The sequence below is a fragment of the Bradyrhizobium sp. 33ap4 genome (assembly GCF_032654765.1).
Classification (GTDB): domain Bacteria; phylum Pseudomonadota; class Alphaproteobacteria; order Rhizobiales; family Xanthobacteraceae; genus Bradyrhizobium; species Bradyrhizobium australafricanum.
The window spans coordinates 127,699-150,267 of sequence record NZ_JAUMTJ010000017.1; the positions used below are offsets into that span (position 1 = coordinate 127,699).

The following is a 22,569-nucleotide window of genomic DNA, read 5'->3' on the forward strand; positions in this document are numbered from 1 at the left end:
TGGCGCGGAAAACTTGTCATAACTTACAAGAAACCGATGTATTGTTGTAATAACCTTACAAACCTTGGATAAGGCGATGGTAACCTCAAGCGCCCGTTCCGTTTTCATGGGCCCGCGGCTACGCCGGCTGCGGCGCGACCTCGGGCTGACCCAGGCCGACATGGCCGCCGATCTCGAAATCTCGGCCCCCTATGTGGCGCTGCTGGAACGCAATCAGCGCCCGGTGACGGCCGACATGCTGCTGCGGCTTGCCCGCACCTACAAGATCGATCTGGCTGATCTCGCTGGCGATGGCGGTGCCGATCACACCGCCCGCATGCAGTCCGTCTTGAAGGAGCCGATGTTTGCCGACATCGACATCCCCGCGCTCGAGGTCAGCGACCTCGCGGTCAGCTATCCCGGAATGACCGAGGCGTTCCTGCGCCTCTACACCGCCTATCGCGAAGAGCAGCTGGCGCTTGCGGAGCGCAGGGCTCCGGACATGGCGATCGCTTCACCGGGCCAGGAGAACTTTGACGCCAACGATCCCGTTGCGGAGGTCCGACGTTTTCTCGCCGCGCGCCGCAACAATTTTGCCAGCCTCGACGATGCCGCCGAGCGGCTCGTCCACGAACCTGCCGGGCCCGCCGGATTTATCGAGCGGCTTCGGGAGCGACATAAACTCCAGGTCCGCTATCTGCCGCCGAACGTCATGCTGGGTTCGATCAGGCGACTGGACCTTCATCGCAGACAATTGCTGCTGGAGGACTCGCTCGATACCGCGGGCCTCAATTTTCAGCTGGCCAAGCAACTTGCCTATCTGGAACTGGAAAACGAGATCGGCGCCGCCGTCGAAGCCGGCAAGTTCACGACCAAAAGCGCCGAGCTGCTGGCACGCCGTGCGCTTGCGGCCTACGCCGCCGCCGCACTCATCATGCCGTATTCGGTGTTCGCGAAAGCGGTCGAGGCCCGCCGCTACGATCTGGAGGCGCTGGCGCGTCAATTCGGCACCAGCTTCGAGCAGGTCGCGCACCGTGTCACGACCCTGCAACGGCCGGGTCTCGAAAAGGTCCCGTTCTTCCTGATCCGGGTCGATCCGGCCGGCAACATTTCCAAGCTGCTTGACGGCGCCGGCTTTCCGTTTGCAAAGCACGGCGGTGCATGTCCGCTATGGTCAGTGCACGACATCTTCAAGACGCCGCGCCAGATCGTCACCCAATGGCTGGAACTGCCCGACGGACAGCGGTTCTTTTCGATCGCCCGCACCGTGACCGCCGGCGGCGGCGCGTTCGGCGCCATCCGCGTCGAGCGGGCGATCGCGATCGGCTGCGCCGCCGAACATGCGGGCCAGTTGATCTACACGCGCGACGGACAGGGACCGAATGCCGACGAGCCGACGCCGATCGGCGTCGCATGCCGGGTCTGCCATCGGCCGAGATGCGCGGCGCGGTCGGCGCCGCCGATCGGACGCGAGATTCTTCCGGACGATTTCAGGACCTCGAGCGTGCCGTTCGGCTTCTCGGCGGATTGACGAAGTCGATCACCCCTGCGGCCGGTTCGCGTCGTACAGCACCCGCACGCGGATCGTGCCGTCAATGGCTTTCAAATCGGCCAGCAGTCCCTCGCCCTCGCCGCCGACCACGTCGGTCTCGAGCACGACATAGCCGACTTCCGGATCGGTCTGCAGATATTGCGCCAGGATATTGATCCCGTGCCGGGAGACCGCGTCGTTGACCTGGCGCATGACGCCGGGAACGTTGCGATGAACATGGATGAAACGGGTGCCGGTCGGTCGCGCCGGCAATTGCACCTGCGGAAAATTGACCGCGCCGAAGGTCGACCCGACATCGGAATAGTCGATCAGCTTGCGCGCAACTTCGCCGCCGATCCGATCCTGCGCTTCTTCCGTCGAACCGCCGACATGCGGCGTTAGGATGACGTTGGGGAGACCTTGCAGCGGCGAGACAAAGCGCGCCTCGTTCGACACCGGCTCGACCGGAAACACGTCGACCGCAGCACCCGCCAGCCGGCCCTCGCGCAGCGCGCTCGCCAGCGCATCGAGATCGACCACGGTGCCGCGCGAGTTGTTGATCAGATAGGCCTCAGGCTTCATCAGCTGGAGCTGGGCGGCGCCGATCATGTTGGCGGTGGCCGGCGTCTCCGGCACATGCAGCGATACGACGTCGCTGGCTGCGAGCAACGCGTCGAGCGATTCGGCGGGCTCGGTATTGCCATGGCGGAGCTTGTCGGTCTGATCAAAATAGATCACGCGCATGCCCATGGCTTCGGCGAGGTTCGACAGCTGCGAGCCGATGTTGCCGTAGCCGACGATGCCGAGCGTCTTGCCGCGCACCTCGCGGCTGCCTTCGGCGGACTTGTCCCAGCCGCCGGCATGTGCGGAGACCGAACGCGGAAAGATCCGGCGGAACAGCATCACGATCTCGGCGATGGTCAGCTCCGCCACACTGCGGGTGTTGGAGTATGGCGCGTTGAATACGGGGATTCCCAGCTTCCGCGCGGCGTCGAGATCCACCTGATTGGTGCCGACCGAAAAGCAGCCGACAACGAGCAATCGGTCGGCGGCCTCCAGGATGTCCGCGGTCAACTGGGTCCGCGAGCGAATTCCCAGCATGTGGATGCCCGACAGCGCCTGCCTGAGTTCTTTTGGTCCCAGCGCCTTGGGCAGACGCTGCAGCTCGGTATAGCCGTTCGCCTCAAACATCCGGGCCGCGGATTCGTTCACGCCCTCCAGCAGCAGCACGCGTATTTTGGTCTTGGGAAGCGACAGCATCATCGAGATCCGGATTCGTAAGGTTCGGGCAGATCCTGCCACGAGCGCAGTTTCGACGGATCGCGTGATAGCATGGAAAACGGTCGCGTCAGAAGCCGCCGTGGGCTGCCCGCTCTGCGATTCCCGATGAAGCCTCTCGATCCGCGCATCCAGGCGCGGAGCGGGAACCCGTTCAGTCAAAGATCCTGGCCAATTCGCCCCAGAAGCCGCGTTTGCGGCTCCTGGGGCGCTCGAACGCCTGCTCCGGCTCACGGGCCGGAGCTCCATTCGTGCTCAGCGTGGCCGCCGAGGGCTATTGTCTGGAGCGGCGGGTTCGCTTCCTCCCCGTTCCGGCGCCGCAAGCCTGCGGCAGTCTCACTGGCAGGGATACCGCCGGCCGTCCTTTGCCTGGAACGTATTCGACGCCGCATCGTACGAGCGATAGCGCTGGGCGCAGGACGCCGCGTGCTGCTGGGCGGCGGCAGCTTCCTGCTGCGCGGCGGCGTTGGCTGCGCCGGCCGCGATGACGCCGCCGATGAGGCCACCGACCAGTCCGCCGACGGCAGCGCCGCCGCCATTGTCATAGCACTGCCCGTAACGGCACCAAACCTTCTCGGTCAACGATGGCACTGCCGCCGCAACGCCGGTACCGTGCTGCAACGGAGCCGAAATGGCGGAGGCCGAAAACACCACGGCACCGGTGGTCGCCATCAAAACAACTTTCACAAAGCGAGCCCTGCGCATCATATCTCCTGCTTCATTGCTGTGGGCGCAGGCCGGCACCTGCGTCCCGATTCCCTCGACTTGGATGAACTCGTCTGGTTCCGGACCGGACGACACCCGGACACGCGCGGCCGGTTACAATTCGCGCGTCAGCCCGCTTCACAGATGGGCGAAGTTCATTGGCCGGCCGCGTTCACGACGCGGCAGAGGTTATCGCCGACACCTGGAGCCAACTGTCCCGGCGGCAAGCTGAAGATCGCATCGACGCGGCTGCCTTTGCCGTCCTTGCGGACGACGACTTGCAGCGTTTGTGGGCGGCCGGATCCGGTGGTGTCCTGCTGGGTGGTCAGCGTGCCGAGTTTCTTGTCGACGTTCACACCGACAAAGCCCTCCGCCAGAACGGCGCGGGACACCTTGTCGAGGGCGGCACCGGGATTGACCGACGGGAAGATCATCCAGGTCTTGTGCGTCATGCCCGTTACCATGGGAACGCCGGTGCTCTGGACGTGATCTGCGCAACCATCGGCCAGCGCAGGCATGGACGAAAGAACTGTAAGCGCGAGTACGCAAGTAATCCTTGTAAGCATGCTTTCATAACCCGTTTGAGTTGGTCGTGACGATTTAGGCCAAATGGGCTACGAGTCCATGGACGACGTCGCATTCCGGATGCAGGCGTTCGGATTGTGGCTAGAGCAGTCGATCGCGAATGCTGTGCATCCGCTGGTGCTCTCGAACGTTGGCGCGGCGGATTGAATCGGAACGTTCGCGCGATGCCGGCGAGCGGATGAGATCAAATGTCAGCTTTCGCGGCTCGATTGCGCGACCTGGATATTCTGTTCGCTATTCGGATATTGAAGAAATTGTGAGAAAGGGTACGCGACCCGAAATCACCAAAGCTGTGCTAGTGTGGTGATGCGGTCTATGCGTGTGGCGGACGCCCTGAACAGCGGAAAACCGGTCTGATGGATCGGGCAATCCGCGAAACAGCAATCATCCGATGGTTGGGATTTGATGGTCGAAGACGTACTCGCTGCACCTCCCACGCGATCGGGATCTTCGTTCGAAGAACTCCTTGAAATGCTCCACCCCCACGGGATCAATGCGCATTCCTCGCCGCGGCCTGACGAATCGTTTCGCTGGCATGCGGACATAGCCATCGGCGCGGAACTTGACGTCGTGCGGGCCGATCTGTCGGCCGGTTGGGATTGGCGCTATTCTTACGAGAAATCTGCCGGAGAGCTTGCAATAAGCCTGCTGAATGCCGGCCAGGCCGAAATGCTCATCGCAGGAAAGAGCATCCAGCGGACCCCCTCCGAGATCGCCATCGTCCCCCTTCCGACGATGCAAGCGCAGCGGGTCGAAGCGGTCGATGGACGATACTCAAGCGTCACGCTCACCTTGCATACGGGCGTAGTTGCCAAGGTGCTGTCTGCGACGTTCGGGAGCACGGCGCTGGAAGATCTCAACCTAACGCCGATCGTCGACTTGTCGACCGGCGTTGGACAGACCCTTCTTCAGCTTGTCCGCACGAGCACCACCGGCTTGTATGACGGGATCCTGGTACGCTCTCCGAAAGCCAGCGCGCTGCTATCGGAAGCAGCCATACAGCTCATCCTTGAGAACGTTCCTCATCGGTTGACCGACCGGTTGAGCCGCCACCCGCGGGATGCGCCGCCGCGCTACATTCGCCGTGCGGTCGAGTATATGCGGGCCAATCCGCATCTGCCGCTGACGATCTCGGATATTGCCGCAACGGTTGGGGTCAGCAGCCGGTTGCTGCAATTGGGCTTTCGTAAAATCCACGGCACGACGCCGGTCGCCTATCTGCGACAAATTCGGCTGGAGGCCATCCACGACGAACTGTCGCGACCGGAGAACATGCTCCCGATCAGCGAAGTCGCGCTGAAGTGGGGTTTTACGCATATGGGCCGTTTCGCTGCGGTGTACCGCTCGGCCTTCGGCCTGTATCCGTCCGATACGGTCCGGCGCGCGCGAGGTTTCTTAAGCTAGGCAGGCGGTTGTCGAGCCAGGCTGCGGCGGATCAGCAAATAGCCGTCCCAGACGCCTTGTCGAATAAGTGCGTTCGCTCAAGATCGAGCGCGACGTCGATGACATGATCCGGTTCCGCGGCGACGCCGACCGGCATTTGCGCCGTGAACGCGAATGGGCCGACGGTCCCGATCACCAGAGTGTGCGGCCCGAGCGGCTCCACGTCTTTCACAAGGATTCGGACGGAAGAGCCTGTCGATGCGTCTTGCCGCAACACATGGTCGGGCCGGACGCCGAGCACCACGGGCTTGCCGACGCTGCCGGCATAGGCCGCCTCGCGTGACTTCGGCACTCTCAACGCAGTGCCCGACGGCTCGGTGAAAATGAGCGCGCCGTCGCGGGCGACTAGCTCGCCATGGATGAAATTCATGCTGGGCGCGCCCATGAAGCCGGCGACGAAGAGATTGCTGGGCTTCTCGTAGATCGTGATCGGATCGGCCGCCTGCTCGATGCGGCCGCGGTTCATCACCACGACGCGGTCGGCCATGGTCATGGCTTCGACCTGGTCGTGCGTGACATAGACGATCGTCTTGGCGAGACGGCGGTGCAGCGCCTTGATCTCGGTCCGCATCTCGATGCGAAGCTTGGCGTCGAGATTGGACAATGGCTCGTCGAACAGAAACACATCCGGGCTGCGCACGATGGCGCGGCCGATCGCCACGCGCTGGCGCTGCCCGCCCGAGAGCTGTTTGGGCCGGCGCTGCAAATATTGTTCGAGGTCAAGCACGCGCGCAACGTCGCTGACGGCCTTCTCGATGCTGGCGCGCGATTCCCCGCGCACCTTCATGCCGTAGCCGATGTTCTCTCCGACCGTCATATGTGGGTAGAGCGCGTAGTTCTGGAACACCATCGCGCAATTGCGCAAGCCAGGACGCAATTGCGTCACGTCGCGATTGCCGATGCGGATAGTTCCGCTCGTCACCGCCTCCAGTCCTGCGATCATGCGCAACGTCGTCGTCTTGCCGCAGCCGGACGGGCCGACAAGCACGACAAACTCCTCGTCGGCCACGTTGAGGTCGAGCCCTTCAATGATCTTGTAGGGCCCGTATGCCTTGCTGACATTCTCGATCTCGACGTGCGCCATGGATTCCTTTTCCGTCCCTTCGTCGACGGCAAGTAAAGTCCCGGACGATGCTCGCGCATCATCCGGGACGTCTCACTGGAAAGCTAGTTCTTCGGCGGAAGGCCCATCGCCGCGCGATAGGCCGCGAGCTGCTTGGCCCGGCCGAACTCGTCGGTCAGCCGATTCCACTCCTTGGCCATCGCGTCGAGCGCCGCCTGCGGCGTGGTCTGGCCGGCCAGCGCCTTGCCGAGCTCGATCTCGACCACCTCGGTGTAAGAGAAGTAACCGGGCAGACGCATGTCGAGCGCGACGTTCTTGGCATTGATGGAGTCCGATTGCGCGCCGAGATATTCCTTGGCCTCTTCCGGCGAGAAGATCTTGCTCCACAGTTGTAGATTGGCAGTGTGCGATTTGCGATAGGGATTGACGCCGCTGCCGCCGGTGATCGCCGCCTGGCCCGACACTTCAGGGCTTGTCAGTGTCTTGACGAAATCCCATGCCGCCTTCTGGTTCTTGCCGGCCTTCGGCACCGCGATCTGCCAACCGCCGAATGCCATGAACGGGCCCGGAAGCACGCTCGGGAACTTGTCCCACTTCTTGGTCTTGGCGTTCCAGATCTCGTCCGAACCGGGCAGCATCGCCGAACCGACCTTGCCCGAGATCTTCGACTGCTTCGGTTCCGCGGCGATGACACCGGTGTCGCCCCAGCCGATCGATTCCGCAACCTGGCCGCCGGCCACCGCCGCGTTCACCTCGCCGAACGAGAAATTCAGCGCGTTGGGCGGACCGAGCTTCGATGCCCTGATGTACTCCTCGAGCCCCTTCACCCAGCCCGGGTTGTTGATCTGCGCGTCCATCGTCTCGGGGTCGAAGAACATCGCGCCCGGATAGTTCGGATTGTTGGTGTAGGCCGCCGCATGGCTGAAGAAGAACCAGAACTGCTGACCGCCGCGGCGGAAGGCTTCCGCCGTTCCCCACAGCCCCTTGTCGGGCCGCTGGAAGAACTCGGCAATGTCGAGATACTGCTTCCAGGTCTTCGGCGGCGCGAGGTCGTAGCCGTATTTGGCCTTGAAGGCGTCCTTCTCCTTGGGATCGCTGAACAGGTCGGTGCGGTAGGTATAGGTGTGGACGTCGCCATCCATCGACTGCGAGTAGATCTTGCCTTCCCACACCATCAGCCGTTCGCGATAGGCCGGCTCGATATCGTCCCAGTCCTTGCCGGACTGCATCTCCTTCGGCATCTCGCTGAGATAGGGCACGAAATCCGGCAGCCAGGCCGGCGCGAAGCTGACGAGGTCGAACGTCGCGTCCGATGCGGTGAGCGACGTCGCGATCTTCGGATAGAGCTCGGACCATGGAAACTCCACGACATTGACCTTGCCGCAGGTCTTCTTCGCCCATTCGTCCGCGCCGAGCTTGAGCGCGGAGGCGATATACGGCCCGGTCTGCGACGCCACCGTCAGGGTGACGCCGGTATAGTCCGGGCTGCAGGCAGCATTCGCCTGGCTCGCGGCACAGGCCATCGCGAGCGAGGTGGTCAGCATCAGGAACGTCCGTCGCAACATCGTCTAGTCCTCCCTACAAGGTTTTTTGCTATTTGATGGCCCCGAGCAGCAGGCCCGACCGCATCATCCGGCTGAGCAGGCCCGCCATGATCATCATGGGAACGATGGCGACGAGCGCCGCAGCCGATATCGCCCACCATTCGTCGCCGCGCTGGCTGTTCTGTCCCGCCACCAGGATCGGCAGCGTCTGCCATCTGGAATTGGTCAGGAACAGCGCGAACAGAAACTCGTTCCAGACGAAGGCCAGCGTGATCATGAACGTCGCCAGCAGCCCGTTCATCGACATCGGCACCACGATGCCGAAGAAGATGCGCCAGCTCGGCACATTGTCGACCATCGCCGCCTCCTCGACCTCGATCGGCACAGCCTCGAAGAAGTCGCGCATCAGCCAGACGACGATCGGCAGCGAGAAGGCGACGTAGCAGAGCGTCAGGCCGACAAAGCTGTCGATCAGCTGGAAGCCCAGCCGCCCGATCTCGCTGTAGAGCAGATACAGCGCGAAGGCGGTGACGATGGGCGGGAACATGCGCTGGCTGACGAACCAGAACAGGATGTCCTCATTGCCGAGGATCGGTCCGGGCAGCGGCAGGCGGTTGGCGGCGACGGCCACGATCAGCGCGATCGGAAAGGCCAGCAACAGGGCCTGCGGGCGGGTGAACCCGAACGTCGTGTTGAACAGCAGGTAGCCGCCGAGCGCGAGCAGGAAGAACGCGAGGCCCGCGCCGAAGCGGACCTTGAATTCGAAGCGCACCAGCGCATAGGCCGCCATCGCGCCAATCGCCGTGGCGATCGCTGCCGCGGATAGGCCAACGATGGTCGAGTTCAGGAAGGTCCGGAAGAACTCGCCGCGGATGCCCTGATAGAGATCGATGAAGGGCTGCAAGGTCGGCGTGAAGTCGATGAACGGCAGATAGGTCGGCCCGCCGACGACGCCGGGCGGCGTCTTGAATGCGGTCACCACCACCCAATAGAGCGGAAACACCGTGATCAGGCACCAGATGAGAACGCCGGCCGCGACCAGGCGGCGGCGCCATGGCGACAGTCCCGTCAAGCCCTGGCCGCTCATCGGCGCTTCTCCAGATGCGGCCGCAGCAGCGCCAGATAAGTCACGCCGATGATCGTGATCGCGATCAGGAACAGGAAGCTGAGCGCCGATGTGTAGCCGAGATTGAACTTCTTGAAACCTTCCTGATAGGCGAACAGCGTCAGCGTCTCGGTGTCGACGCCCGGCCCGCCGCCGGTCATCACGAACACCGTGTCCATGATCTTATAGCTCTCGATCAGGCGGATGAAGACGACGGCGGCCGAGATCGGCAGCATCATCGGAAAGGTGATGGCCCAGAACTGCTGCCAGGCGCTGGCATTCTCGAGCTCGGCGGCCTCGTAGACATCTTCGGGAAGCGTTTGCAGCCCGGCTAGCATCATCAGGATGACGAACGGGGTCCACTGCCAGACCTCGACCGCGATGATGCAGGCGAGTGCCCAATGTCCATTGGTAAGGAACGGCAGGTTGACCAGGCCGAACTTCGACAGGAACTGATTGAGCGGTCCCATCGTCGGATTGAAGATCATGCGCGCCACCAGCGCGACCGCGACGGGCGCCAGCAGCATCGGCAGCAGCAGGGCGACGCGGAACAGCCGCTCACCCGGCACCCGCGCATTCAGCGCCAGCGCGACGCCGAACCCGATCGCGTATTGCAACCCGACCGCGATCAGCGCAATCAGCGTCGTGGTGAAGAGCGCATTCCAGAACCGCGGCTCCTGCAACAACGCCGCATAATTGCCAAGCCAGACGACGCGCGGCGGGATCGGCGGAATCAGCCGGTAGCTGAGGAAGCTCGTAGTCAGCGAATAGATCAGCGGAAATATCGAGATCGCCAGCACGACGAGCACCGCCGGCCAGATGAAGACATGCTTGATCGGATCATTCCGCATCATCGCAGCATCATCCCCTCAGCAGCGCTTCGATCTCCGCGCGCCGCGGCATCGCGGGCGCGGTGCCCGGCCGGGTCACCGAGATTCCCGCCGTGGCCGCACCGAACCGCGCGGCCTCGAGCGGATCGACGCCGTCGGCGAGCGCCGCCGCGAAGCCGCCGACGAATGCATCGCCCGCGCCGGTGGTTTCGACGACCTTGCCGGACGCGAAGGGCGGCACGTGCAGCGAGCGATCCCGCGCATGGAATAGCGCGCCGCGTTCGCCGAGGGTGATCAGCGCGGTCCCGGCGCCTTTGGCCAACAGGGCGTCGCCGGCGCGGCGGGCGCCGGCGAGGTCGCCCACCGCGATGCCTGTGAGCGCTTCGGCCTCGGTCTCGTTGGGAACGACATAATCGCACAGCGCAAACAGGCCATCGTCGAATTGGATCGCCGGTGCCGGATTGAACACCGTGATGCTGCCGGCGGCGCGCGCAATCTCGAGTCCGCGCCGCGCTGCATCGACCGGCTGCTCGAGCTGCGTCACGAACACGCGGCTGTCGCGGATCGCGTCCGCCACCGCGTCGACATCGGCCGGGCCGATACCGCCCGCTGCACCCGGCACCACGATGATGGCGTTGTCGCCGCACGTCTCATGGACATAGATAAACGCCGCGCCGGTCGGCGCATCCGCGGTCCTCGCCACGCGCGGCCGGATTCCCTCGGCCTCCCAGGTCCTGATCGCAAGCTCGCCGAAGGCGTCGCTGCCGATCCGCGAGATGAAGCTCACGCCGGCGCCGGCCCGCGCGGCCGCGACAGCCTGGTTGGATCCCTTGCCGCCGGGCCCCATCGCGAATCCCGAACCGGCGATCGTCTCGCCGATCGCCGGCATGTTGCCGGCGCGGAACGCCAAGTCGACGACGAAGACGCCGAGGACGGCGACGCCACTCTTGCTCATCTCGTCACTCCCCGTCCGGCCCGATCACGCCCTTGCTGAACAGGAAGCAGCCATAGAAGCGCCGCTCGCCCGTCGCGATCACGCAATAGGCCGTCTTGGCCTTCTCGTAGAAAGCGTGGCGCTCGACGCCGACCAGCGGCCATGACCGTCCCTCCGCGCGATCGATCGCGGCCTGCACCTCGCGCTGCACGGGTGGCACTTCCTGAGCCTGGCCGACAATCTCCATGCGGATCGCTGCATCGTCGACAAACGTATCGAGCGGCATCACCGACAGCATCGCCTCGATCGCCCTAGCCGCGTTGACATTGTCGATGCGCAGCAACCGGCCGAGAACCGTCTGGCGCGCGATCGAGTCGGCCGGAAAATTGGTATCGCACACCACCAGACGATCACCATGCCCCATCGCCCGCAGGGCATAGAGTACGTCGGCATTGAGCAGTGGATCGATGCCCTTGAGCATGTTGCGTCCCTCCCTTGTGTTCAAACTCGCCGGACTCTGACGGTCCGAACCCCATCGATATCACCGCGAGGTGACGTCGCTAGTCACCGTACGGAATCCAGATGTTCTTCACCTGCACCGCGTGGCGGAGCAGGATCGGGCCCTCGCTCGCGGCCTTGTCGTACCAATCGAGCGCGAGGCCATGATCGACCAGCGTCCGTTTGAGATTGCCGATCGACAGCCGTTCGGCGGCCGCTGAGGCGTCCTGCGATCCGAACGCCCAGAGCGCGTCGACATCGTCGTGCTCGGCAAGCACCTTGACCAGCTCGCTGTGATCGCCGGTGACGATGTTGACCACGCCGCCAGGCACGTCCGAGGTCTCCAGCACCTGGTAGAAGTCGGTCGCGGCGAGCGGATGCCGCTCGCTGGGCACGGCGACGACCCGGTTGCCCATCGCAACCAGCGGCGCCACCAGGCTGATGAAGGCAAGCAGCGGCGCCTCGTCGGGACAGGCGACGCCGACCACGCCGATCGGCTCATGCATCGCGAGCGCCACGCCGCGCAGCGGCGGCGCGTGGATGGATCCTTCGAATTTGTCCGCCCAGGCGCCATAGCTGAACAACCGCTCGATGCTCGCATCGACTTCCGTGCGCGCCTTCGCAGCCGACACGCCGGTCATCTCGGCGATGCGCCGGGCGAATTCGTCGCCGCGCGCGGAAAGATTCTCGGCAAGGTAATAGAGGATCTGGGCGCGATTATGCGCCGTCGCCCGCGCCCAGGACTCGGCGGAGCGCGCCGCGGCCACCGCATTGCGGATATCCTTGCGATTGCCCTCGCCTGCCTCGCCGAGGCGCCGGCCCTTCGGCGACAGCACCGGACGCGAATAATTGCCGTCCGGGCGCACCTGCTTGCCGCCGACGAACAGTTTTGCCGTTCGATCGATCGGCGGCACATCGAATCCGGCGCTGGCGCCAGAAGCCGTCGCCAGCGGCGATGCCTTGGCCCGCGCCTTGCGCCCGCTCCAGGCCTTCGGCTTGAGGTACTCATACATGCCTTCACGGCCGCCCTCGCGGCCGAAGCCGGACTCGCGATAGCCGCCGAAGCCGACGCTGGCGTCGAACAGATTGGTGGCGTTGACCCAGACCACGCCGGCCAAGAGCTTCGGCGCGATATCGAGCGCCAGCCCGAGCGTCTCGCTCCACACGCTCGCAGCAAGACCGTAGCGCGTGTTGTTGGCGAGCATCACAGCCTCGTCGGGGGTGCGGAACGTCATCGCCACCAGGACAGGGCCGAAGATCTCTTCGGTCGCAACCGTCGAGGACGGATGCACGTTCCAGAGCAAGGTCGGCGGATAGAAACATCCTTCCGCCGGGATCGCACCGGACGCCTGATATTTCTCGGCACCCTCCTTCACTCCGGTCTCGACCAGCGACTTGATCCGTTCGAGTTGCACCGGCGCGACCACCGCGCCCATGTCGATCGCCTTGTCGAGCGGCATGCCGACGCGAAGCGTCTCCATGCGGCGGATCAGGCGCCGGCGGAAAGTCTCCGCGATCCCCTCCTGCAGCAGCAGCCGCGAGCCGGCGCAGCAGACCTGGCCCTGGTTGAACCAGATCGCATCCACCACGCCTTCCACCGCGCCGTCGATATCGGCATCGTCGAACACGATGAACGGCGACTTGCCGCCGAGCTCCAGCGTGAGGGACTTGCCGGTGCCTGCGGTCGACTGGCGGATCAGCCGTCCGACCTCGGTCGAGCCGGTGAACGCGATCTTGTCGACGCCGGGGCTTTCGACCAGCAGCGCGCCGGTGGCACCGTCGCCGGTCACGACATTCAGCACGCCCGGCGGCAGGCCGGCCTCGGCCGACAGTTCGGCGAACAGCAGCGCGGTGAGCGAGGTGAACTCCGCCGGCTTCAGCACCACCGTATTGCCCGCGGCCAGCGCCGGCGCGATCTTCCACGCCAGCATCAGCAGCGGAAAATTCCACGGAATGATCTGCCCGATCACGCCAACCGGCACCTGATCGGTGAATTCGCGCTCCTGCAGCTGCGCCCAGCCGGCGTGATAGAGGAAATGGCGCGCGGCGAGCGGCACGTCGAGATCGCGGGTTTCCCGGATCGGCTTGCCGTTGTCGATCGCCTCCAGCACGGCGAACAGCCGGGCGTGACGCTGTAGCATGCGCGCCAACGCATAGAGATGACGCGCGCGGCCGTGACCGCCGAGCTTTGCCCAGGCTGTCTGCGCAGTGCGTGCGGCGTTGACCGCCGCCTCGATATCGGCGGCGGCGCCCTGCGCGATGCGCGCCAGCGTCTTGCCCGTGGCCGGCTCGGTCGTCGTGAGGTGTTTGCCGGCGTGCGGCGCTGTGAACTTGCCGGCGATGAAATGCCCGAACGTGGCGCCATGCCGCGCCAGCCAGGCGCGTGCCTCGCCGTCCGCCTCCGGCGCGGGGCCATACTCCATGGTCTCGAAATAGCTTGCGACGCTCATCGCTGGAGTCTCATCCCACGGGGTGGCGATTGAAGGCCGAATAGTGGCCGGTCACGTGATGCTCGAGCTGTCGCTCGATATCGGCGAGCAGGCTGGAGGCGCCGATGCGGAACAGATCCGGCTCGAGCCAGTCGCGTCCCAGCTCCTCCTTCATCAGGAACTGATAGTTGAGCACGTCCTTTGCCGTCGAGATTCCGCCGGCCGGCTTGAAGCCGATCTGGTAGCCGGTGCGCTCCTGATAGACGCGGATCATCCGCAGCATCGCGAGCGTCACCGGCAGCGTCGCGTTGACGCCTTCCTTGCCGGTGGAGGTCTTGATGAAATCGGCGCCGGCCATCATGCAGACCATCGACGCCTTGGCGACATTGCGCAGCGTCTTGAGATCGCCGGTGGCCAGGATCGTCTTCAGATGCGCGTCGACGCAGGCGACGCGGAAATCCCGCACCTCGGCGTAAAGCGCCCGCCAATCGCCGGTCAGCACATGCTCGCGCGTGATGACGATGTCGATCTCCTGCGCGCCGTCGCGGACCGACGCTTCGATCTCCTTCAGCTTCAGATCATGCGGCACGAGGCCTGCGGGAAATCCGGTCGAGACCGCGGCGACCGGGATGTCCGATCCGCTGAGCGCTTCGACGGCCGTCGCCACGAACCGATGGTAGACACAGACCGCGCCGGTATGCAGCTCGCGGCCGGCAAAGCCGAGCCGCTCGAGAAGGTCGCCGCGCACCGGCGCTTTGGCCTTGGCGCAGAGGCGCTTCACCCGTTCGGTCGTATCGTCGCCATTGAGCGTCGTCAGGTCGATGCAGGTGATCGCCTTGAGAAGCCACGCCGCCTGCGCGTCTTTCTTGACCGTGCGTCGGCCCGGCAGGCTCGCAACGCGGCGTTCGGCGGCCGACAGATTGATCCTGATCTCGTCGACCCAATCCATCTCGAGCGCGCGACCGCTGTTGCGCGGGAGCTGATGCCCGCCGCCCGGGGAAGGCGACTGCGCGGCCAATGGGGATGGATTCTGCATGAAGACGCTCTGCGTCATGGAGGCGCCGTGCGTCCTAGCGAATCGACGAGATCGCCAGATAGACTGAATGTGTCGATCGCAACATGTGATCCTCCCCTGACCTTGCCGCGGGGTTTGCCGACGGCCTGAGGACGACACCGTCCCCGACCCTCGATCAGCCCGCCGGACTGGATGTTATTATTGTAACAAATCGACGTTGATAAACTCACAACATTGTAAGATCATTGTCAATCGGATAAGCAAGCCCGGCGATCAAAATGGCTGAAACATCGAACGCACGACCAAGCGAGACGCGCGTGCAGCGCCTGCAGAGGCTGCGCCGCGCCGTCGAATCGAGCGGCACGCTGCATCTGAAGGACGCCGCCGAGCTCCTCAAGGTTTCCGAAATGACGGTCCGGCGTGATCTCGCCGGGCCGGACGCCGCGCTGGCGCTGCTCGGCGGCTACGTCGTCAATGCGGCGTCGCCGACCGGGGTCAAGTACACGTTCGAGCAGGAGATCGATCAGCACACCCAGGACAAGCGCCTGGCCTGCCGGTCTGCCGCGGCCTCGATCAAGGAAGGCGATACGATCTTCATCGATTGCGGCACGACGATGCAGTCGCTGGCGGACTGCCTACCGGAGGACCTGCCGCTTTCGGTGATCTGCTATTCGATGAACGTGGCGTCGATCGTCACGCGACGGCCGGCCACGCAGGTGATGCTGATGGGCGGCCTCTACCATCCGTCGTCGCAGTCCTTTGCGTCGGACGACGGCCTATCCTATCTGCGGCGGCTCGGCATCAACAAGGCCTTCATCTCCGCGGGCGGCGTGCACTGGACCCGCGGCGCGAGCTGCTCGAATTTTCACGAGGTCGCCGTCAAGCAGGCCGTCATCGAGACCGCGATGGAAAGCATCCTGGTGATCGACGCCAGCAAGCTCGGCAGCCTCAAGTCGGCGTTCTTCTCCGATATCGGCGCGTTCTCGCGCATCATCGTCGGCGGCGCGGCGTCAGCGGACATGCGCAAGCACTTCCGTAGCCTTCCCGTCGAGTACGTGACCAGCGCAACCTGATCCGAGCGGGGGCTGGCACGCCCGGATCAGGCTGCTCACGATGCGCGGGCTCGCGGGACCACGCATCGCACTCCTGCGGCTCAGTTGCAGGCAGGCTTCGCCTTGTTGCAGGCGTCGGTCAGCTCCGGCGGCGGCTCCTTCTTGAACACCGTCTTGTAGGATTCCAACACGTTGGACTGCGTCACCGGCAGCGACTGCACACCGATCCAGCCCGGCGTTTCCTTGCCGAGCAGCGCGTTCATCATGGCCATCGCTTCGGCGACACCCTGGTCATAGGGGCGCTGCGATCCGGTCGCCTTCAGCGGGCCACCCTTGGCGATCTCGATCGCCGATTGCAGGCCGAGATCGACGGTGGCGACCGGAATGTCGATGCCCTGCGCGCGCATCGAGCTCAGCGTATCGAGCGCCGGCTGGTCCCAGACCGCGAACAGGCCCTTGATATCCGGATTGCCGGTGAGGAAGTCGCCCGCGATCTGCGACACCTTCGGCGGGTCGGTGAAGTCGACCTGCTTCATCTTGATGTCGGGACGATTCTTCTGCATCCACTCACGGACGCCCTTGGTGCGCTCGTTGGTGCTGAAATAATCGACGCCGAAATTGACGAGGCCGATGGTGCCGCCCTGCGCGACGCAGGACGCCAGGATCTGGGCCGCGATCAGGCCGTTGCCCTGGCTATCCGCCGAGATCATGGAGGCATATTCCTCCGGATGCTTCAGGCCGGTCGGGATGCTGTCCATCAGCACGAGCTTGATGCCGGCCTTGGCGATCTTCTTGTAGGTCGGTGCGGTCGCCGTGAAATCGACCGGGATCGAGATGATGCCATCCGGATGCTGCTGGATGGTGTTCTCGATATCGGCGATCTGCTTGTCGACCTGATATTCGGCGGACGCGACGCCGGTGACGGTCACACCGTACTTCTTCAGCGTATCGGTGATGCCCTGGATCTGCAGTTGCGCCCAGTCGAGATTGACGGTCTGCATGGAGATGCCGACCTTGAAATGCTTCTCCCTGATCTTGGCGGCATCGGCGTCCGACAGCGCCAGCACTTCGGGCGAGGCGGCCTTCTCGCCGTGCGGCCCCTGACCGACGATCGATTTCGGTCCAAGCGTCGCGAGATCGACGCCCTTGACGCAGGTTGCAGGCACTTCGGCGCGAGCCGAGGCGGCGATCGAAATGGCCGTCGCCGCGATCAACGCGGTCAGCGGCAGGGTTTGTCGCAAGATCGGCTTCATTGTTTCCTCCCGTTTTGGTCGCCGATTGACCGGAGGCCGGCGACCTTGCCCCTACCCTTGCAACGCCTGACCTTGCGGCCCATGCGCTGCACCGTCGTGCTCTAGCGTTTCGTGAAGGCGACCGCGGCCACGATGATCGCTCCCTTGATGACGAGCTGCAGCGGCGAGCTGACGCCGAGCAGCACGAGGCCGTTGTTGAGTGTGCCGATGATGAGGCTGCCGAACAGCGTCCCCAGGATGTAGCCGCGCCCGCCGAACAGGCTGCAACCACCGAGGATCACGGCGGCGATGACGTCGAGCTCCATGCCCTGCACGACGTCGGGCCGCGCGGCGTGCGAGCGCGCGGACAGCACCAGCGCCGCAAGCCCGGCGAGCGCGCCGGTCAGCACAAAGGCCGCGGTCGTTACCCATTTGGTGTTGATACCGGAATACAGCGCCGCGGTCGGATTGCCGCCGACCGCATAGATGCGGCGGCCGAACACGTTATAGTGCAGCAGCAGGATGCCGACGATCATCGCCACCAGCGTCCAGGCGATCGGAACCGGTATGCCCAGGAACGAGCCTTCGCCGAAGATCGCAAAGTACGTCTCGTTGGTGATGATGACAGGCTTGGTATTGGTTACCATCATCGCCAAACCGCGCGCCATGCTCAGTGAACCCAGCGTCACCAGGAACGACGGGATCGAGAGCTGCGTGGTCAGGATGCCGTTGAGCAGCCCGACCAGCGCGCCGGTGCCGAGCCCGGCAACAGCGCCTACGATCCAGCTATTGTTGATCTGACTCATCGCGAGCGCCGCGGCCATGCCCGACAGCGCCAATGTCGATGCGACCGACAGATCGATCTGGCGCGCGATGATCACAAAGGTCATGCCGACCGCGATGATCGAGACCAGCGTGGTCTGGCGTCCGACGTTCAGGAAATTGTCGACCGACAGGAACCAGGGCGAGGACAGGCTGAACACGACCAGCAGCACCACGAAGGCGATGTACAGCATGTAGGGCCGCTCACCCCGCAGCAGATTCTGCAGCAGCTTGCGGCGTCGATCGGATCGGGTCGACGAGGCGACGAGGTTGGGCGCGGTCAGTTCGGTCATGCGAGCAGCTCTTGCAATACGCCTTGTTCGGAAGCCTGGTAGATCTGCAGCAGATGATGGAGCTCTTCGGCATCATCGATCTCCCCGCGCAGCAGCGTTCGCGCCACGCGTCCATCGACGATCACGGAGATGCGGTCGCAGAGCTCGATCAGTTCGACGAGGTCCGACGAGACCACCAGGACGCCGGTGCCGTCGCGAGCGGCATTGCGGATCACGCCGTAGATCTCCTCGCGCGCGCCGACGTCGACGCCGACCGTCGGCTCGTCGAGCAGCAGCACGCGCGGCCGCGGATCATTCCATTTTCCGAACACGACCTTCTGCTGGTTGCCGCCGGACAATGTCCTGACCAGGCTCGAAGCGCCTTGTGCCTTCACCGACAGCCTCGCCACCGCAGCGTCGGCACGCCGGGCGGCGGCGCGCTGCTGCATGAAGCCCCAGCGCGAGAAATGCGGAATCCGCGGCAAGGTGATGTTGCGCTCGATCGAATGATCCAGCACCAGGCCCTGCAGATGCCGGTCTTCCGGCACCAGCGCGACGCCATGGTCGATCGCATCGGCCGCGCTCCTCGGCAGCCATGGCCGGCCGTCGATCTGGCATGTGCCGCTGTCGACCGGCCGAAGGCCGAAGATGGTCTCCAGAATCTCGGTGCGTCCGCTGCCGATCAATCCGGCAAGGCCGTGGATCTCACCCTTCATCACGGACAGTTCGACGGCCGACAGGCGATCGTTCGACACGCGCGACAGCGACAGAACCGGCGACGGATCGAATGAACGCGCAACTGCAGGTTCGGCGCGCGACGCCGCGGGCACCAATCGATCGATGCCGATGATGGCGTTCACCAGCCGCTTCATGTCGGTCTCGGCGGTGACGAAAGTCCCGGCATTGCCGCCGTCGCGCAGCACCGTGACACGCTGCGAGATCTCGAACACCTCGTTGAGCCGATGCGTCACATAGATCACGCCAACGCCGCGGCGCGTCGCCTTGCCGATCGCATCGAACAGGATGCGAACTTCATCCGAAGTAAGGGACGATGTCGGTTCATCGAGGATCAACAGGCGCACCTCGCCCATCAGTGCCTTGGCGATCTCGGTCATCTGGCGGTAGGCGAACGGCAGCGAGCCGACTGCTGCCTTGGTATCGAGGGGAATGCCGAGCTCGCTCAGGAACGCCCCGGCCCTGGCCATCAGTTCGCGCTTGCGGACAAAGCCGAACCGCGTACGCGGCTCGCGGCCGAGCAACAGATTGTCGGCGACGCTCAGCGACTCGACGAGACTGAGGTCCTGATAGACGACGGCGATGCCTGCCTCGCGCGATCTAGCCGGACTGTCGAACGTAGCTGGTTTGCCGGCGATCTCGATCGTGCCGCTGTCGGCCGCGTGGACACCACTAAGGATCTTGATCAGCGTGGACTTGCCGGCCCCGTTCTCGCCCAGCAGCGCGTGCACCTCGCCGGCCCGGACCTCTAGGTTGACGTCGCGCAACGCCCGCACGCCGCCGAAGCGTTTGTTGATGCCACCGACCATCAACAGCGCCGTCGACGGCCGAGGCTCGGCTGCGATCGAACCGGACAATTCCAAATTTTCCTCCCGTCGACCGCGCGAGGCGCTGGTACGATGGTGACATATTGTTATTTTTGCAACTTATCTTGTTATAATTCTATCACATCGACCGACCTGTCAATGGGAGATCGCGCCGGCGGGCGCTCGAATTGAAGGCGGCGATCGGATGTTGCACCGCCATACGTGCGGCCGGCCTCCGCCAGGCACGATGGCAGCCGGAAGGTTGTGCTAAGCTGCAATTGCTCTCTTCATCAAAGCCAACGCCGGTGAATCACGATGAAACTGAGTGCTGCGATTGCCATCGCCCTGATCTCGTCTTGCCTGCCCGCCGCGGCGCAGCAAGCCGGTGCCGACCTCTACGCGCAACGCTGTGCGCAATGTCACGACAGCAGCAACACGGGTGTTCGCGCGCCGAGCCGCACCACCCTGCAATCCAGATCGTTCGACGAGGTGCTTGGTGCGATCACCACCGGCCCGATGGCATCCTTCGCGCAGGGACTGACCAGCGACGAGCGGGCGGCGATCGCCTCACTCGTCACCGGAAAGGCCGCGTCGCTCGTGCCAACCGAGAGCGCAGGCCAATGCGCGCAGAACGAGACCGGCTTTCCGCAGCCGATCGATGGGCCGCGGTGGAACGGTTGGGGCACGGATATCAACAACAGCCGGTTTCAGCCGGCGGCAATGGCCGGCCTCGCGCAAGACCAGGTCCCGCGGCTGCGTCTGAAATGGGCGTTCGGATTTCCTGACACGTCGAACGCCAACGCGCAGCCGGCTGTCGTCGGCGGCTTGCTGTTCGTCGGTGGCGGCGACCGCAAGGTCCACGCCCTCGACGCCAAAAGCGGCTGCACGCGCTGGGCGTTTCCGACCGAGGCGCCGGTGCGGACGGCCATCAGCTTTGCCCCGCTGGACAACGGCCAGCCTGCCATCTTCTTTGGCGATGTGCGTGCCAACGTCTACGCCCTGAATGCCGCGACCGGCAAACTGATCTGGAAGAGCAAGGTCGACGATCATGTGGCCGGCCGGATTACCGGTGCGCCAGTGTTCTATTCCGGCGTCGTCTATGTCGGCGTTTCATCGATCGAGGAGGCTATCGGGTCTCGTCCCACCTACCAGTGCTGTACGTTTCGCGGCAGCGTCGTTGCGCTGAAGGCCGAGACCGGCGCGCAGATCTGGAAGGCCTATACGATTCCCGAGGCACCGCATCCGACACGGGCGAACGCCCTCGGGACCCAGCTGTTCGGTCCGGCCGGCGCGTCGGTCTGGTCCGCGCCGACGATCGACGTGCAGCGCCAGGCGCTCTATGTCGCGACCTCGAACAGCTATGCCGATCCGGCAACCGACACCAGCGATGCCATCCTCGCGTTCGATCTCGCGACCGGCCGAATGCTTTGGCACCAACAGGCCACACCGAAGGACAGCTTCGTCGTTGCGTGTTTCGGCACCGATCAGAGCAATTGTCCGGAAGACCGCGGCCCCGACCATGATTTCGGCCAATCACCGATCCTGGTGAGCCTGCGTAACGGACAGCGCGTGCTGGTGATCGGCCAGAAATCCGGCGTGGTCCACGCGCTCGATCCCGACCACGAGGGCAAGATCCTGTGGCAGACGCGGATCGGCAAGGGTGGCGCGTTGGGCGGGACCGAATGGGGTTCCGCCGCCGACCAGGACCGAATCTATGTCGCCAATTCGGACGTACGATTTCTCAGGGACGGCACGCGACGTCTGAATTCAAGCGAAGGTGGCGGCCTGTTCGGGCTCGATCTTGCGACCGGAAGGATCGCGATGCAGGTGGCGCCGGTGGCCTGTGGCGACCGCCCCCAGTGCAGTCCCGCTCTCTCCGCGGCGGTCACCGCCATTCCCGGCGTCGTGTTCTCGGGCGGCGTGAGCGGCTTCCTGCGCGCCTACGCGACCGATGACGCACGGCTGCTCTGGGAAATCGACACCGCCCGCGACTACGCCACGGTCAACGGCGTTGCGGCCCATGGCGGCGCCATGGACGGACCCGGCCCGGTCGTCGTCGACGGCATGCTGTACGTCAATTCCGGCTACGCGCAATGGAGCGGGCTGCCCGGCAATGTTCTGCTGGCCTTTGACGCCGGCAACCCTTGACAGGTATTTGCGCCGGCAAGCTGAGCACTACTCGCGGCGGGCTATTCGTGCTTTGATGCCGGACAGGATCAGTCGAGAGGTCCGAAGGGAGACCGTGTGGTGATTGGCGACGTGCTACGCAACATCACGTCAGGGGCCGTTACCCTCGCGCGCTCCAATGGTCCCGAATCGCCGATATCAGAGACAGGCGTCCCGAAATCGACCGACATGGCAGCCGCGCTTCAAATCGATGCGCATGTCGTTGCGCACGAAAAACACAGAAACTATAAGTGCTTGAAAGAATGGTCGGAGTGGCAGGATTCGAACCTGCGACCCCTGCGTCCCGAACGTAAGCAGCAAGCGAAAAAATCAACAAAAACAATGAAGGCCGATCCTGATTGACCACTGTTATCGCTGTTTGTTCACTGTGTTTCGGTGGTCAATCGGTGGTTGGCGACGTCTAATCCCGGACACCAGACCCGCGCACGAGCCTGCCGGGATCACCAGTAGTCGTTCGTGAAGAACTGGCGCCGGCGCCCGGCTTAAGCGGTGTTTCGAGCCGGGACGGTCTCGAAGAAGGCTCG

At 64.3% G+C, this 22,569-nt stretch carries 19 protein-coding genes; 5 read left to right on the top strand and 14 right to left on the bottom strand.

The genetic code is table 11. From position 1 onward, the window contains the following. Positions 1–76: 76 nt before the first annotated feature. Positions 77–1,510 carry a short-chain fatty acyl-CoA regulator family protein gene (locus Q2M23_RS15455; protein WP_076829069.1) on the top strand — a complete coding sequence of 478 codons (1,434 nt, stop codon included), beginning with the start codon at positions 77–79 and terminating at the stop codon, positions 1,508–1,510. Between the two features lie 9 nt (positions 1,511–1,519). Here the strand turns inward: Q2M23_RS15455 and serA are convergent, their stop codons facing one another. From serA to Q2M23_RS15470, 3 genes are all read right to left on the bottom strand, one after another. Continuing rightward, positions 1,520–2,773 (bottom strand): phosphoglycerate dehydrogenase, encoded by a 1,254-nt coding sequence (serA, locus tag Q2M23_RS15460; RefSeq protein ID WP_316396037.1) that lies wholly within the window; start codon positions 2,771–2,773, stop codon positions 1,520–1,522. A gap of 351 nt (positions 2,774–3,124) precedes the next feature. Further along, the gene (locus Q2M23_RS15465) at positions 3,125–3,460 is read right to left on the bottom strand and encodes a BA14K family protein (protein ID WP_229192251.1); all 336 of its coding nucleotides are present in this window, start codon (positions 3,458–3,460) and stop codon (positions 3,125–3,127) included. A gap of 188 nt (positions 3,461–3,648) precedes the next feature. Beyond that, the gene (locus Q2M23_RS15470; protein ID WP_229192252.1) at positions 3,649–3,945 is read right to left on the bottom strand and encodes a hypothetical protein; all 297 of its coding nucleotides are present in this window, start codon (positions 3,943–3,945) and stop codon (positions 3,649–3,651) included. A 538-nt stretch (positions 3,946–4,483) separates the two neighbouring features. On the opposite strand from Q2M23_RS15470, the gene Q2M23_RS15475 reads away from it, so the two are divergent. Further along, complete coding sequence (locus tag Q2M23_RS15475) at positions 4,484–5,482, top strand: AraC family transcriptional regulator (protein WP_316396038.1); 999 nt, start codon at positions 4,484–4,486, stop codon at positions 5,480–5,482. 31 nt (positions 5,483–5,513) lie between these two features. Here the strand turns inward: Q2M23_RS15475 and Q2M23_RS15480 are convergent, their stop codons facing one another. The 8 genes from Q2M23_RS15480 to deoC all read right to left on the bottom strand — a co-directional run bounded on the left by Q2M23_RS15480 (position 5,514) and on the right by deoC (position 14,960). After that, positions 5,514–6,605 carry an ABC transporter ATP-binding protein gene (locus Q2M23_RS15480; protein WP_253603290.1) on the bottom strand — a complete coding sequence of 364 codons (1,092 nt, stop codon included), beginning with the start codon at positions 6,603–6,605 and terminating at the stop codon, positions 5,514–5,516. 83 nt (positions 6,606–6,688) lie between these two features. Beyond that, the gene (locus Q2M23_RS15485) at positions 6,689–8,128 is read right to left on the bottom strand and encodes an extracellular solute-binding protein (RefSeq protein WP_316396051.1); all 1,440 of its coding nucleotides are present in this window, start codon (positions 8,126–8,128) and stop codon (positions 6,689–6,691) included. 49 nt (positions 8,129–8,177) lie between these two features. Next, positions 8,178–9,215 carry a carbohydrate ABC transporter permease gene (locus Q2M23_RS15490; RefSeq protein ID WP_057018873.1) on the bottom strand — a complete coding sequence of 346 codons (1,038 nt, stop codon included), beginning with the start codon at positions 9,213–9,215 and terminating at the stop codon, positions 8,178–8,180. Then, a complete protein-coding gene (locus Q2M23_RS15495; RefSeq protein ID WP_253624229.1) occupies positions 9,212–10,087 on the bottom strand; it encodes a carbohydrate ABC transporter permease in 876 nt (291 codons plus the stop codon). The genes Q2M23_RS15490 and Q2M23_RS15495 overlap by 4 nt, the downstream gene beginning before the upstream one ends. A 7-nt stretch (positions 10,088–10,094) precedes the next feature. Further along, a complete protein-coding gene (locus tag Q2M23_RS15500; RefSeq protein ID WP_316396039.1) occupies positions 10,095–11,018 on the bottom strand; it encodes a ribokinase in 924 nt (307 codons plus the stop codon). Between the two features lie 4 nt (positions 11,019–11,022). Continuing rightward, the gene (locus Q2M23_RS15505; RefSeq protein WP_316396040.1) at positions 11,023–11,478 is read right to left on the bottom strand and encodes an RbsD/FucU family protein; all 456 of its coding nucleotides are present in this window, start codon (positions 11,476–11,478) and stop codon (positions 11,023–11,025) included. A gap of 79 nt (positions 11,479–11,557) precedes the next feature. After that, complete coding sequence (locus Q2M23_RS15510; protein WP_316396041.1) at positions 11,558–13,945, bottom strand: aldehyde dehydrogenase family protein; 2,388 nt, start codon at positions 13,943–13,945, stop codon at positions 11,558–11,560. A 10-nt stretch (positions 13,946–13,955) separates the two neighbouring features. Next, positions 13,956–14,960, bottom strand: coding sequence for a deoxyribose-phosphate aldolase (gene deoC, locus Q2M23_RS15515; protein WP_316396042.1), 1,005 nt, complete (start codon positions 14,958–14,960; stop codon positions 13,956–13,958). 257 nt (positions 14,961–15,217) lie between these two features. Here deoC and Q2M23_RS15520 point away from each other — a divergent pair, with 257 nt between their 5' ends. Further along, the gene (locus Q2M23_RS15520) at positions 15,218–16,012 is read left to right on the top strand and encodes a DeoR/GlpR family DNA-binding transcription regulator (protein ID WP_057018878.1); all 795 of its coding nucleotides are present in this window, start codon (positions 15,218–15,220) and stop codon (positions 16,010–16,012) included. An 80-nt stretch (positions 16,013–16,092) separates the two neighbouring features. Here Q2M23_RS15520 and Q2M23_RS15525 read toward each other — a convergent pair whose 3' ends face one another. From Q2M23_RS15525 to Q2M23_RS15535, 3 genes are all read right to left on the bottom strand, one after another. Next, a complete protein-coding gene (locus tag Q2M23_RS15525) occupies positions 16,093–17,244 on the bottom strand; it encodes a substrate-binding domain-containing protein (protein ID WP_057018879.1) in 1,152 nt (383 codons plus the stop codon). 101 nt (positions 17,245–17,345) lie between these two features. Beyond that, positions 17,346–18,338: an ABC transporter permease gene (locus Q2M23_RS15530; protein WP_316396044.1), complete on the bottom strand. Its 993-nt coding sequence runs from the start codon at positions 18,336–18,338 to the stop codon at positions 17,346–17,348. Further along, positions 18,335–19,915 carry a sugar ABC transporter ATP-binding protein gene (locus tag Q2M23_RS15535; RefSeq protein ID WP_316396045.1) on the bottom strand — a complete coding sequence of 527 codons (1,581 nt, stop codon included), beginning with the start codon at positions 19,913–19,915 and terminating at the stop codon, positions 18,335–18,337. Before Q2M23_RS15535 ends, Q2M23_RS15530 begins: the two co-directional genes overlap by 4 nt. Before the next feature lie 258 nt (positions 19,916–20,173). On the opposite strand from Q2M23_RS15535, the gene Q2M23_RS15540 reads away from it, so the two are divergent. Then, on the top strand, positions 20,174–22,006 hold the full coding sequence (locus Q2M23_RS15540; protein ID WP_316396046.1) for a PQQ-binding-like beta-propeller repeat protein: 1,833 nt from the start codon (positions 20,174–20,176) through the stop codon (positions 22,004–22,006). A gap of 99 nt (positions 22,007–22,105) precedes the next feature. Then, on the top strand, positions 22,106–22,387 hold the full coding sequence (locus Q2M23_RS15545) for a hypothetical protein (RefSeq protein WP_316396047.1): 282 nt from the start codon (positions 22,106–22,108) through the stop codon (positions 22,385–22,387). The last annotated feature ends 182 nt before the right edge of the window (positions 22,388–22,569 follow it).